At 47.5% G+C, this 11,916-nt stretch carries 15 protein-coding genes and 1 pseudogene; 3 read left to right on the forward strand and 13 right to left on the reverse strand.

Annotated elements, in window-relative coordinates; genetic code table 11:
- Positions 1–3: 3 nt before the first annotated feature.
- Positions 4–705, reverse strand: a complete 702-nt coding sequence (locus tag QWY22_RS18705) for a Crp/Fnr family transcriptional regulator (RefSeq protein ID WP_300982295.1) — start codon at positions 703–705, stop codon at positions 4–6.
- 193 nt (positions 706–898) lie between these two features.
- Between QWY22_RS18705 and QWY22_RS18710 the strand changes: the two genes are divergently transcribed.
- Both QWY22_RS18710 and QWY22_RS18715 read left to right on the forward strand, forming a co-directional pair.
- Positions 899–1,357 carry a universal stress protein gene (locus QWY22_RS18710; RefSeq protein WP_300982296.1) on the forward strand — a complete coding sequence of 153 codons (459 nt, stop codon included), beginning with the start codon at positions 899–901 and terminating at the stop codon, positions 1,355–1,357.
- A gap of 263 nt (positions 1,358–1,620) precedes the next feature.
- Positions 1,621–2,940 carry a murein hydrolase activator EnvC family protein gene (locus QWY22_RS18715; RefSeq protein ID WP_300982297.1) on the forward strand — a complete coding sequence of 440 codons (1,320 nt, stop codon included), beginning with the start codon at positions 1,621–1,623 and terminating at the stop codon, positions 2,938–2,940.
- A 155-nt stretch (positions 2,941–3,095) separates the two neighbouring features.
- Here the strand turns inward: QWY22_RS18715 and panB are convergent, their stop codons facing one another.
- Positions 3,096–3,929 carry a 3-methyl-2-oxobutanoate hydroxymethyltransferase gene (gene panB / locus QWY22_RS18720; protein WP_300982298.1) on the reverse strand — a complete coding sequence of 278 codons (834 nt, stop codon included), beginning with the start codon at positions 3,927–3,929 and terminating at the stop codon, positions 3,096–3,098.
- Positions 3,930–4,405: 476 nt separating this feature from the next.
- On the opposite strand from panB, the gene QWY22_RS18725 reads away from it, so the two are divergent.
- On the forward strand, positions 4,406–4,600 hold the full coding sequence (locus QWY22_RS18725) for a hypothetical protein (RefSeq protein ID WP_300982299.1): 195 nt from the start codon (positions 4,406–4,408) through the stop codon (positions 4,598–4,600).
- A gap of 81 nt (positions 4,601–4,681) precedes the next feature.
- Here the strand turns inward: QWY22_RS18725 and QWY22_RS18730 are convergent, their stop codons facing one another.
- From QWY22_RS18730 to QWY22_RS18780, 11 genes and pseudogenes are all read right to left on the reverse strand, one after another.
- Positions 4,682–5,380: a Na-translocating system protein MpsC family protein gene (locus QWY22_RS18730; protein WP_300982300.1), complete on the reverse strand. Its 699-nt coding sequence runs from the start codon at positions 5,378–5,380 to the stop codon at positions 4,682–4,684.
- Between the two features lie 207 nt (positions 5,381–5,587).
- Complete coding sequence (locus tag QWY22_RS18735; protein WP_300982301.1) at positions 5,588–6,664, reverse strand: SDR family oxidoreductase; 1,077 nt, start codon at positions 6,662–6,664, stop codon at positions 5,588–5,590.
- A 173-nt stretch (positions 6,665–6,837) separates the two neighbouring features.
- Positions 6,838–7,299, reverse strand: a complete 462-nt coding sequence (locus tag QWY22_RS18740; protein WP_300982302.1) for a nucleoside deaminase — start codon at positions 7,297–7,299, stop codon at positions 6,838–6,840.
- A gap of 20 nt (positions 7,300–7,319) precedes the next feature.
- A complete protein-coding gene (locus QWY22_RS18745; RefSeq protein ID WP_300982303.1) occupies positions 7,320–7,946 on the reverse strand; it encodes a class I SAM-dependent methyltransferase in 627 nt (208 codons plus the stop codon).
- Positions 7,924–8,535: a GNAT family N-acetyltransferase gene (locus QWY22_RS18750; protein ID WP_300984434.1), complete on the reverse strand. Its 612-nt coding sequence runs from the start codon at positions 8,533–8,535 to the stop codon at positions 7,924–7,926. The genes QWY22_RS18745 and QWY22_RS18750 overlap by 23 nt, the downstream gene beginning before the upstream one ends.
- Positions 8,527–9,081 (reverse strand): annotated as a pseudogene (locus tag QWY22_RS18755) (nucleotidyltransferase family protein); the annotation flags it as partial. The pseudogene QWY22_RS18755 and the gene QWY22_RS18750, both read right to left, overlap by 9 nt.
- Positions 9,075–9,203, reverse strand: a complete 129-nt coding sequence (locus QWY22_RS18760) for a hypothetical protein (RefSeq protein WP_300982304.1) — start codon at positions 9,201–9,203, stop codon at positions 9,075–9,077. The pseudogene QWY22_RS18755 and the gene QWY22_RS18760, both read right to left, overlap by 7 nt.
- Before the next feature lie 18 nt (positions 9,204–9,221).
- Positions 9,222–9,920: a Type 1 glutamine amidotransferase-like domain-containing protein gene (locus QWY22_RS18765; protein ID WP_300982305.1), complete on the reverse strand. Its 699-nt coding sequence runs from the start codon at positions 9,918–9,920 to the stop codon at positions 9,222–9,224.
- 1 nt (position 9,921) lies between these two features.
- Entirely contained in the window at positions 9,922–10,464 is a 543-nt protein-coding gene (locus QWY22_RS18770) for a GNAT family N-acetyltransferase (RefSeq protein WP_300982306.1), read from the reverse strand.
- Between the two features lie 118 nt (positions 10,465–10,582).
- Positions 10,583–11,212: a nitroreductase family protein gene (locus QWY22_RS18775; RefSeq protein WP_036811191.1), complete on the reverse strand. Its 630-nt coding sequence runs from the start codon at positions 11,210–11,212 to the stop codon at positions 10,583–10,585.
- Between the two features lie 109 nt (positions 11,213–11,321).
- A complete protein-coding gene (locus QWY22_RS18780; protein ID WP_300982307.1) occupies positions 11,322–11,861 on the reverse strand; it encodes a GNAT family N-acetyltransferase in 540 nt (179 codons plus the stop codon).
- Between the last annotated feature and the right edge of the window lie 55 nt (positions 11,862–11,916).

Here is an 11,916-nt window from a genome sequence, read left to right on the forward strand (position 1 = left end):
TGGTCAGTCGATCCTGCACAACGAAATGGGGCAGTTTTCACAATTGATTTCATCTTTTAAATGGCGGAGATCCCGAACCAGCAGCTTCCCATCGACCACCGAAAGTTTCCCTTCTTTTTTCAAGTCACTTAGCATCCGGTTCACCACTTCCCGTGTCATGCCGCAGAAATTCGCCAAATCCTGGTTGGTCAGAACCAAGTCAATCAGGATGGCATCGCCTTTTTCCACGCCATGGCTATTGCACAGCCGGATCAGTGTAGAATACAGCGCTCCTTTTTTGCCGTGAAGCATCAGATCCCGGAATTTTGTCTGGGTTTTCTGCTGGTCAATGCCCATCCACTTCATAAAAGCGGCAGCCAGCCGCGCATTTTCAAGCAATGCATCTTCCAGGTCCTGTATGGCGATTTTGATGCAGCTAACATCTTCTAGCGCCTTGGCATCGAGCATATAAAGCGGATGCTCTGAAAAAACCGTGACTTCTCCTACCAATTGGCCCGGCCCGCAAATCCGCAAGGTTAATTCCCGTCCTTCCGGCGTCACTTTGCCGATCTGCACTTTTCCGGAGCGGAGGATGTAAACGCCTTTGACGGAATCGCCCTCCCGAAACAGATACGCCCCTTTTTTATACTCTTTCGTCAAATGGCGGATGGACAGCAATTCTTTCAGCTCCGAAGATATTTCTGCACCTGGTGTTTTCTTGACCATACAATCACCTCGATTATGCCTTTGATTTCTGCATTTTATTGATTAATATCGTACCATATCCGCTCTTCGTTAGCTGTTGTATTTTCCTCTTCCCTCCATAAATTGGACAAATCTCCCTTAAAAATTTCAGGAAAAGAAGGAACTGTTTGTCCACTTACCGAAATTAACTAGTATAGAGAAGGAGGAAGCTGCTATGACTATGTTATACAAACAAATTTTGGTGGCGGTGGACGGTTCCAAACAAGCCGAACTGGCTTTCAAGAAATCCGTTGGCATTGCTGCACGAAACAAAGCTATCTTATACTTAACAAGTGTCATTGATAACCAATCTTTTGGAACCATCGAATCCTACGGCCGTGAATTTGTCGAGGAATCTATAAAATATGCAGAAAAATTGCTGACAGACTACCGGGCGAGAGCTGTTGCAGCTGGCGTGCCTGATGTAAATATCGTCATTGAAGTCGGTTCCCCAAAAACGCTCATCCCTGTTGATCTGGTTCGCCGATTCAACATCGATTTGATCATCTGTGGAGCCACCGGCACCAACTCCGCTGAACGCATCTTCATGGGAAGCGTCTCCGAACGCATTGTGCGCGCCGCTAAATGCGATGTTTTGATTGTGCGGACAGAAGAAAAAGAAGAACAATCATAAAATTATTTCACAAAAGCCTTTGCTATTGAATGCAGCAAAGGCTTTTTTCTGTTTTTTCGCTTAATTATTCGCTTTACCCAATATTACTCCCCTTAAACTATTTGATACAAAACTGTAATAAAAAATAGTTTTTTATGATGGTACAATACCTTTGTCGGTTTTTTTAAGGACATTGTCCTTACAGAATATTTAATTACATCTTCTCGAAGATTTTATAGGAAGAAAAGGCTTACGCCGCAGATAGTTGGAAGGGGAAAAGCAACGTGAACAAATTATCAAAATGGGTACTCGCTGCCATCGCAGCCATATTGGCTTTATCAATTTCAATTCCTGAAGCAAGCGCAGATAAGCTAAGCGACTTGGAAAACAAGAAACAGCAAGTCGAGCAGAAGCAAGGCGAATTGAACTCAGGAATTCAGCAAAAAGCAAACGAAATTTCTCAAAACGATTCGAAACTTGAAGAAATCGCCAGAAAAATTTTCGAGCTGGACAGCAAAATTCAGGAAACCCAAAACAAAATCAACGATGTACAAGCTCAAATCGACCAGACCAAAGCGGAAATTGACGCTTTGCAGGCCTCGATCGCTGAATTGCAGCGCAAAATTGATGAAAGAACCGCTTTGCTCCAGGAACGCGCACGTGCGATCCAATTGAGCGGCGGATCCGTGGATTACATAGATGTCTTGCTAGGCGCAAACAGCTTCATTGATTTTATCGACCGTTTTTCAGCAGTTAATACCTTGATCGAAGCAGATCGTGAAATCATGCGCGAACAAGCCGCAGATAAAAAGCTGCTGGCGGAGCAAAAAGCGCAAGTTGAAAAGAAATTGGCAGAGCAGGAAGTCCGGAAGGCTGAACTTGTCGGATTGAAAAACTCGCTTGACGGCCAGAAAAAAGAACAGGCTCAGCTTGAAAAGGAACTGAACGCGGAACAGACCCGTTTGGCGAATGAAAAAGCGGCACTTGAAAAAGAACATCAGAAACAAATGAACATCAGTGCAGGACTGGAAAGCCAGATTGCCAAAGAACAGGCGCGCCTTGCAAAAATTGCAAGAGAAGCGGAATTGAAGCGCCAGCGTGAAGCGGCCGCTGCAAGAAAAGCACAAGCGGCTAAAGCAGCTGCCAACTCAAGTTCCGTTTCAGCTGTTTCGCACGCTTCCATGCCTAAAGCCGGAAGTTCTACATTCATTAAACCTTCTGCAGGCCGCTACTCATCGGGCTTCGGTGGACGTGACATTGGCGCAGGAGCTGAATCGCATTTAGGGCTTGATATCGCAGCCCCTACCGGCACACCAATCGGCGCTTCGGCAAGCGGATACGTATCGTATGCCGGCTATATGGGCGGATACGGAAATGTTGTCATCTTGACGCATTCCATCAACGGACGTTCTTATGCCACTGTCTACGGTCATATGAGCCGTGTCGGAACATCAGTTGGCCAGGCAGTTTCACAAGGCCAGAAAATCGGTGAAGTTGGAAGCACAGGCCGTTCGACCGGCCCTCACCTTCACTTTGAAATCCATATCGGTTCTTGGAACGGCGCGCGTTCAAACGCAGTCAACCCGGCACCTTATATTCAATAAATTCAAAAGGCTGCCCCGGTCAATCACTGGGGCAGCCTTTTTGATATTTCGAGATCGATTTGTTGAGGTTCCAGCAAATACGACCCGGAACGGTTAAAATACGACCAGTTAGTTCAGAAATACGATTCACAGCAAGCAAAATACGATTTCAGCTTTTATTTGCCGCCGTACAATTGCTGAAGTTCCTCTTCTTTCATTGTGAAACGGTGTTCTTCTGCCGGAAAAGCGCCGGATTTCACTTCGTCCACGTAAGCGCTCAACCCATTTTTCATGATTTCACCCGTTTCTGCATATGAACGCACAAACTTCGGCAGATGATGAGAGCCGTATTTCAACGTGTCGTGGTAAACCAATACTTGTCCGTCCGTTTCCGCCCCTGCCCCAATGCCGATCACCGGAATCGACAAGGCCGCGGTCACTTCGCGTGCCAATTGATAAGGAATGCACTCAAGGACCAGCATACAAGCGCCGGCAGCTTCGCACGCCTTGGCATCTTCCAGCAGTTTCTGGGCAGCATGCGCAGTTTTTCCCTGCACTTTGTAGCCGCCAAGCACGCCTGCCGTCTGCGGCGTTAATCCGAGATGGCCCACTACCGGAATGCCGGTGCGCGTCAACAAACGAATCACTTCCAGCACTTCATCGGCGCCTTCCAGTTTTAAGGCATCAGCACCGGTTTCCTGGAAAATCCGCATGGCCTGCTGGAGGCTGCGGTCCAAACTTCCATGATAGGAACCGAACGGCATATCGACCACGATGAACGTGTCTTTCGCTCCCCGCCGCACCGCTTTTCCGTGATGGATCATGTCTTCCACTGTCACTTTTACTGTCGAATCATACCCCAGCACGACCATGCCGAGGGAGTCCCCGACCAGAATGACATCCACTCCTGATTCTTCTGCCAATTTGGCGGAGGGATAATCATAGGCAGTAAGCATGGCGATCTTTTCACTTTGTTTTTTCATCTTGATGAATGAGGCTGTGTTCTTCATTTCTTTCTCTCCTTCCGGGAGGAAAACCGGCTAAAAAAGCCCGTCTGTCCTGAATTGGACAGACGGGCAGAAATTTATCAAGTAGGTTTCTCCGTCCCTGTCATTTTCAGATCAAGGCAGAACTATTCAATTGCTTCGTGTGGCCTTGCCGGTGCAGTTCGCTTAGGATACTGCCCTCACCCTCACTATATCAGAAGCCGAACTGGAGTGGCAATCTTCAGAATTCCTTTGCCATCTGTTTTGGCCAATAAGGTTTAGCCCTTTTACATAGGCGGGTATAGTACAGACAATCGGAAAACAATTAGCGTTTCTGATTTAGCAAGTGAAGATCACGAGCAGCTGCTCGGGTTTAAAATAAAGGAATTCACCATTTGGTTGGATGTGGCAGACACTAGCGCTGTAAACAACGCCGAAAAGAGTCCCAGGATTCTTTTAGGCTTTTTTGTAGTTATATCAAAGAAAGGGCGGAGAGTTCAATGAAATATGTAGTTGACCACCATAAAAAGCATGTTCATGAACAGCGCTATTCCCTGGACAATTGTGGAGTTGACCGTATTCCTTCAGATGCCATTGAATTTACAGATTCGCAGGATTATATTAAAGATCTTGAAAACACTCATTCATACGTAAAGTGTCCATATTGCCATGAAGTTCCCCTTTTGATCGATTAAAGATTCCGGATGGCTATCACATAAAAAAGGAGTGCCGATTTCGGCACTCCTTTTTCAGACTTAACGGAACAAATCCTCCTGCTATTTTTCTTGCGCTTCCAGGATAAGCACCATATAACCAATGTCAGTTTCAAAGTTCCAATCAACAAAGGTTTCGAGGATATTGCGGTTTAAGGTTTGCTGTATATTCGACTCTGCCACTATTGTATACTCCACAGGCCTTTTGGCAATTTTCAGCTGTTCTTTAAAACCGTTTTTTATCAGTTCTTTTTCAAGTTGAAGCAAAATGCCAAAACGCCGGATTAAGACTGTCCGTTCATTCAACCAATAAATATATGTTTCTTCCGGTTCTTTTTGCGCTTCTATACTGCCGATTTTCACTTGTCTATAAAGTTCCTCTTCCTTTATATCTTCCGGCCATTGCCAGGTTTCCTGCTCCTCTTCTTCGTTCAGCACCACGATAATCATTCCGGTTTTTTGTTCCAGATGCCAGTCTGCATAGACTTCTTTGGCATCCAGTTCTGCAATTTTCCATAAGTTCAGTTTGATTTCTTGCTTCAGTTCATTCATCAGCAAGTCGCGTGTTTCGAGTACCCGTTTAAATTGTTGCTGTTCCACGAGAATCCTTTCCGTAGGCGCTAAAAAACCGCGAAGATGGACGGTGATAAATGGCCGGGCAATTGTCACGTATGTCGATGTCGGGCCTTTACCGAAATGCGTGCGCAGCAATGTAGAAAGATAGCCTCCGATTTCGCTTTGCAGTGTTTTTTCCTTAGGCATAAGACCACATCCCCCCTTCATTAAATTTCATCAATTCTTTTAGTTACCTTTATTGTTAGTGGTTTTCCCCGCTGAACAAATTGCAAACCCTCCTGATTCCCAGGATTCGGCTTCCACTTGGAAAGCGGATGCATAAAAATAGCACCATCCACTCGGGCAGATGGTGCTCCTTCTCGTATTGTTTTTTAGTCGCAGTGTTCTCTTTAATCAGTCCTTGGATTTGGCAGCGGCGTTCCATAGAAGCGAACCGACGCCTGCAATGGCGGCGGCTGTAAGGACCGGGTGCTTCGCGGCTTTCACATACCAGCTGCCGGAACGAATCCAGCCCACATGCGTCCCTCTTTCATGCATGCCATAGCCTGCCTCATATAAAGCGTTGTCTTCCACCGACCGGGATGGCCGTTCCGATTGCTGCGTACGGAACAATGTGAGCTCCATTGCTTTATCTGTCAGGCGCGGCGCCAGACCGCCAACAATGGCTCCCCATTTCGCCTGGAAGCCGACATACATGTCCCGTTTTGGATGCTCCGCTGTAAAAAGAATTGCTTCTGCTACAGCTTCAGGAGGATAAATCATTCCGACATGCGCCGGCTGTTTCTCCAAATAGCTGCGGGCATGCTCGTTGTAAGGCGTATCGATTCTTCCCGGGTGGATCAGCGTGACGGACACTGGTGCCTTTTCTTTTTCCAGTTCCATGCGCAAGTTTTCCGTCCAGCCGTGCACCGCAAATTTGGCTGCCGAATACGTCGACTGCACTACCACTCCCCGGTCTCCAAATACACTGCCGACATTGATCAAGGCACCGGGAACGCCTCTTTCCTTAAAGTGATTGACGGCAATTCTCGAGCCGTAAACCTGGCTCCAGAAATTCGTGTCAAACATCCGCTTCATATCATCGATGCTGACTTCCATCGCTTTCCCGAAAATCGAAACCCCCGCATTATTGACCCAAGTATCAAACGTTCCAAATTTGCTGATCGCTGTTTCCGCGATTCGCTGCACATCTTCTTCACGGCCGACATCCGCTTTCACCCAAACGGCTTCATGCCCCTGTTCTTTCAGTTCTTCAACCAGTTGCTGTAATGCTTCTTCATTGCGGGCAGCCGCTACGACTTTCGCCCCTTTTGCCGCAGCCATTCTGGCTGTCACCAAGCCGATGCCGCTCGATGCACCGGTAATGACTATGACTTGGTCTTTCAAGTTCTTTAACTTGATTTTGCCTTTATACGGTTTGCTTTGCTTTCCCGAAAACCGGCTGCTGGAGTTTGGCTGATTAATATCCATCATATATCCCTCCTTCAATCTTTAACCCCCTTTTACCCGCTGAACCAATCATTAAGCCATATCCCCCCATTTTTTAGGCAGCTGCAAGATGTAAAGTGCATAAAAAAACACCCCGAAAGTTAGTTTTTCAACTCTAACTTTCGGGATGTGCAGCCGGTCCGAATTCTATCTTTTCATGGCTTATTCGTTCGCTGAACCCAAAGTTCAATCGGGTTGTCCTGGTTTTCCGCCAGCGGCATCTGCCCCATTGACAAACGGCGTTCTGACGCAGGTTTCTGCAGGTCTTCATAAATGATCTTGGATTTTCCAAGCCCAGCCTGTACCGCTTCTTCAAGGGAAGCACAGTAATAAGCGGTTTCGATTCCAGCCAGATACATCGCACTCAAACACATCGGGCACGGCTCTCCGCTCGCATACATGATGCTTCCAGCCAAGTTATCCACGTTCATCTCCTGCTGGGCACGCCGAATGGCGAGCATTTCTGCATGGCCGCTGACATCCTGGATTTTATGCAGTTCATTGACGCCTTCCGCTATGACGGCGCCGTCTTTGACCAAAACCGCACCGAACGGCTGGCCGCCTTCCCGGACATTCTGTACTGACAATTCCACTGCTCGTTCCATGAACTGATCCATCTTTCCAGCCCCTCCTTCTTTTAAACCGAAAGCACGAACACTCCGCCGCAATGCGACACCGGATGGAATTCGCAGCGGCAAATTCCTTTCAATGCTTCACGGATTTCTTCATAGACAAAATAAAATTCATCGTGGTCCCAATAACCGGCACTGTCTTTTTTGCACTGCTCCAATTGGCCGCGTGTTTCAAAAGCGATATCTCCGATGTAGATTTTTCCGCCTATCGCCAATGAAGGGAGCAATTCCTGGATAAAGCCCACTTTTCCTTCATCCGTTAAGTGATGGAGCGCATAAGTGCTGATGATGGAATCGTAAGTTTCATCTTTCAATTCCGCCGGCAACCCTTCTGCGATATCCCCTTCAATCAATTTCGCTTTCGGCATTTTTACTTGGGCAATGGCAATCATCTCAGCGGAAAAATCCACGCCGTCAATCTGGTGGCCTTCCCCGTACAGCCTGCTTGCGAGTATGCCCGTGCCGAAACCGATGTCGAGAACATGGGAACATTCTGTTTGCATTGCTTCGTTAAAAATCGTATTGAGGATTTCTTTATACCCTGCAAACGGATACTGGTTATTTTCTTCACTGATTTGCACAGTCTGATCGTAATCGTTTGCCCATAAATCAAAGCCTTGTTTGTTTAACATTCTGTTCCTCCTGAGTATCTTCTATAGTTGTTGTTTCCAGCGCGTATACGCAGACGTCCTTTCCAGACAATCGAATTTCTTTTTCCAATGCCAGCCCAGTCCGTTCGGCCACTTTTCTGGATCCGAGATTTTCCGGCTGAATCAGTGAAATCACCCGCTTGTTGCCAAGCTGTTCCATGCCGTAATCACGGAGCGCGGCGGCCGCTTCCGTCGCATAGCCTTGCCCCCAGTAATCCCTGGCAATCCAATAGCCGATCTCCAGCTCTTCTCTGCCTTCGATGTTTTGTTTGACAAGTCCCGCATGCCCGATCGGTGCATCATCTTCCGAGCGAACCAAAAGCCGCAGCCCGAGTTCGGGGTTTTCGCGGTATGAACGATAAATCCAATACAAAAACTCCAATGCCCCTTCCCGGCTGCGCGTCTGTCCGTTTCCAATAAAACGGACCACTTCCGGATCGCTTAAAAGGGAGCAGAGAAAATCAAAATCTTCATCCTGGTACTTTCGGAATTCCAGTCTTGCTGTTTTTATTCTTCTGCCCCGCTTTTCTCCCTTTTCCTGCACTTGGTGCTTTAAAGGCTGTACTTTCACTTTTGGCCATTTGGCTTTCCAGTCTTTTTTCTGCAAACGGCTTTCGTAAATGGCCGCCAATTCCTCGTTCGCCTGGAAATGCGGTGTCGGCTTCACTGTCATTTGCAAAACATCTTGTACGCCGCAGGGCGCCGTTAACACGAGCCCTTCTTCTGTATCCAGTTTCACACCCAGAGCCGTTGCGGTTTCCGGAAATTTTGAAATGGCATCGACCGAAGAGCGATAAGAGGCAAGGCCATTAATCCGGTGCATGCGTGCCTGATTTTTGACCGACCACGGGAGATGCGGCATCCGTATCCGCAGCTGTTGTTCAAATTTCTTTTCTTCCGATTCTTCTGTAGCGTTTTCATCAAAATAAATGACATCGATGTCCGGCAAAGGCGTCCGTTCGCTGTAGCCATGAAGGTCGTCCCATATTTTGGAGCGCACAAATCCCGCACATACCCACCAATCCGGTAATTCAAGTGTTTTAACGGCTTTCAGAATTTCCATCCTCCAGCAATCCTGCTGGATGGCCGACACGATATCCTGTTTATTTTTTAACATAACGCGCTCCTTTTACTCCTTTTATGGACAGCAAATTGCAGCAGAAAAGTCCGCAATACATCCGGCAATTTCAAGGGCTGGCTTTGCATCGGCAAATGGCTCGTCTGTAAGTTCTTAATCATCTGCCCCGCTCCCTCATGCTAGTTTGGACCCAAAAATTCTGCCGTCAGTGCCTCTTCATGTAATTGCCCATCGAGGAACACACGGTAAGCATGGGCATTCGGCCGCGAACTGACAATCCGGTGCAGGTCTTGGCCTACGTAATGGAGAGCTGCGCCGTCATCCGCAGCGATGCCGCCTTTAATAGTTTCTGCTGCAATAAGCCGTTGGTACACAGGCCTTCTATCTATTTCTCCGTCGTAATGCGGACAGTTGCTGCCTTTAAGAAAGCCAAGGCTCTGGATTGGCTCCAACTGTTCCCCGTAAGAATCGGTCACTCCGTCTTCAAACCAGCACAGCGAACCTGCACTGATGCCTGCCAGCACAATTCCCTGCTCCCAGGCTTTCCGCAAAATCGCATCCAATCCCCACTCTCTCCAGAGCACCAATAAATTTTTTGTATTTCCGCCGCCCACATAAATAATATCTTTCTCCAAAACAAACGCTTCCAGATCTTGAGCGGGTGGTTTAAACAGCGACAAATGGGACGGCTCGCAATCCTGTTCATCAAAAAAGCGATAAAAATTGGCGATATAGGTGTCGGAATCTCCGCTAGCCGTTGGGACAAAGCAGATTTTCGGACTAGTTTTTTGGGATTGGTCCAATATGTATCGATCGAGCAGCGGATTGTCTGGTTCCATTGAAAATCCCCCGCCGCCAAGTGCAATAATTTGTCTCATCCTACTTCGTCCAATCTGATTTTAATAAGGAAAACAGCAAGGCATCGTGCGATTGGCCTCCCTGGTACAGGTAACTCCGCAGCTTTCCTTCTTCCATGAACCCAAGCTTTTTCAGAAGCCGGCTCGATGCCCCGTTATCCGGAAACGTCACGGCCCCCATCCGCACTAAGTCCAAGTGGTCAAATGCATAGAACAACACCGCCTGAACCGCTTCCTGCATCAAGCCCTTCCGCCAATAATCGGGATGCAGTTCATAGCCGATTTCGGATTTTTTGGCCCGCACATTCAAATTGTTCAGACCGATCGTGCCGATGAATTCTCCATTTTCCTTTAAGATGATTCCCCAGCGGATTCCCCGTTTGCTTTCAAAGAGCGTCTGAAACGACTCAATGACCGCGGCTGCTTCCTGCACATTGATCAATGGATCCATGCCGTAGTAGCGGGTCACGTCTTCCCGGGACATGATGTGATAAAAAGAATCAGCATATTGCTGGCCGATGTGCACCAGCCCCAGCCTTTCGGTTTCAAGCGCCGGAAATTCCATGGCAACTCCTCCTTCAATTCCGTATATCCCTTTTTCGCCATTCCTTTGCGACTCTCCTGTTTTTTGGCAAATAAAAAAGACCCGCTGTGCTTTTAAGCACAGCGGGCCTTTCGTTTCTTTAAATAAAACGTGCAATGTCTTCAAGCGGCAAACGGGATGTGCCAAAAGCTGGCGCTGCTGCTTTTCCGACTGCGATCAATACGATCGGGAAGAGGTGTTCCGGCAGCTCAAAGCGCTCCGCAAATTTCGCTTTGTCGAAGCCGCCCATTGGAATGGTATCATAGCCGCGGTCTTTGGCAATCAGCATCAACTGCATTGAAATCAAACCGGCGTCGTATGAGGCGATGTTCATCCGCGCTTCCACTGGAGCATTCGGATACACTTTGTACGTATTTTCGATGGTCCGTTCTTTGATGGACTCATCCATGTGGCCTTCTTCCACATTTTGCGTATAGATTTTTTCTACGTTCTTATACGCATCGATGTTGCCAAGAACGGCGATGATGGCTGAAGATGTTTCAACCTGAGCCTGGTTATTGGCAATCGCACGCAATTCTTTTTTCACTTCCTGGTCCTGGATGACGATGAAATTCCAAGACTGCAAGTTGCTTGAAGAAGGAGCAGTTGACGCAAGCGCCAGCATTTCTTCCAATTCTTCCTTTGAAATTTTAAAGTCCGGATCGTATGCCCGCACTGATTTTCTTTCTTGCATTACTTTCACTACCGGGGATTCTACATTGACTGTCATGGTGTTGCCTCCTTAAATTCAGCTTACTTTTAGTAAGTCACTGAGCATAACTTACCACTGCTGAAATAAAGAGTCAAAAGAGTTGCTCAGCCCAGTATAGCCTCTGCCCTTAATCTTCTGGATTGATGATCGCCAGAATTTGGTGGTCCTGCCAGACGCCATTGATCTGGACATTTTTACTAGCGATGCCTTCTTTATGGAAACCGGCTTTTTCCAGGACGCGAATTGATGCCTCGTGATGCGGCATGACTCCCGCTTCAATGCGATGCAGCCCCAGTTCGCGGAATCCGTACTCGGCCAGCAGCCGGACCGCTTCTGTCGCATACCCCTTGCCGTTATGGTCCTGGTCGATGGTATAGCCCATAATGGCGCTTTGGACCGGCCCCCGAACCACCTGAACCAGATTAATCGAACCCACCAGCACATCCCCTTCATTTAAAAAAACACCGAAGTTGTACTGGTCATCGTTCTGCCAGCTTGCTTCTTGCATCTGCAGCCGGAGCGCCTGCCCTTCAATTGAATAGAAATCCGGACGGCGAGTGACGGAAAACCGCTCAAACAGTTCTTTGTTTCGTATTTCCATGTCCACTAAATCCTCTAAATCATCCACTGTCAGCTTTCGCAGGTAAATTTTTTCACCCTTCATCATTTTTCACTTCCCTTTCTTTTACTTATTTCCAGATAAATGAAACATTTTCCTGCTC

This window comes from Planococcus liqunii (assembly GCF_030413595.1).
GTDB classification, from domain to species: domain Bacteria; phylum Bacillota; class Bacilli; order Bacillales_A; family Planococcaceae; genus Planococcus; species Planococcus liqunii.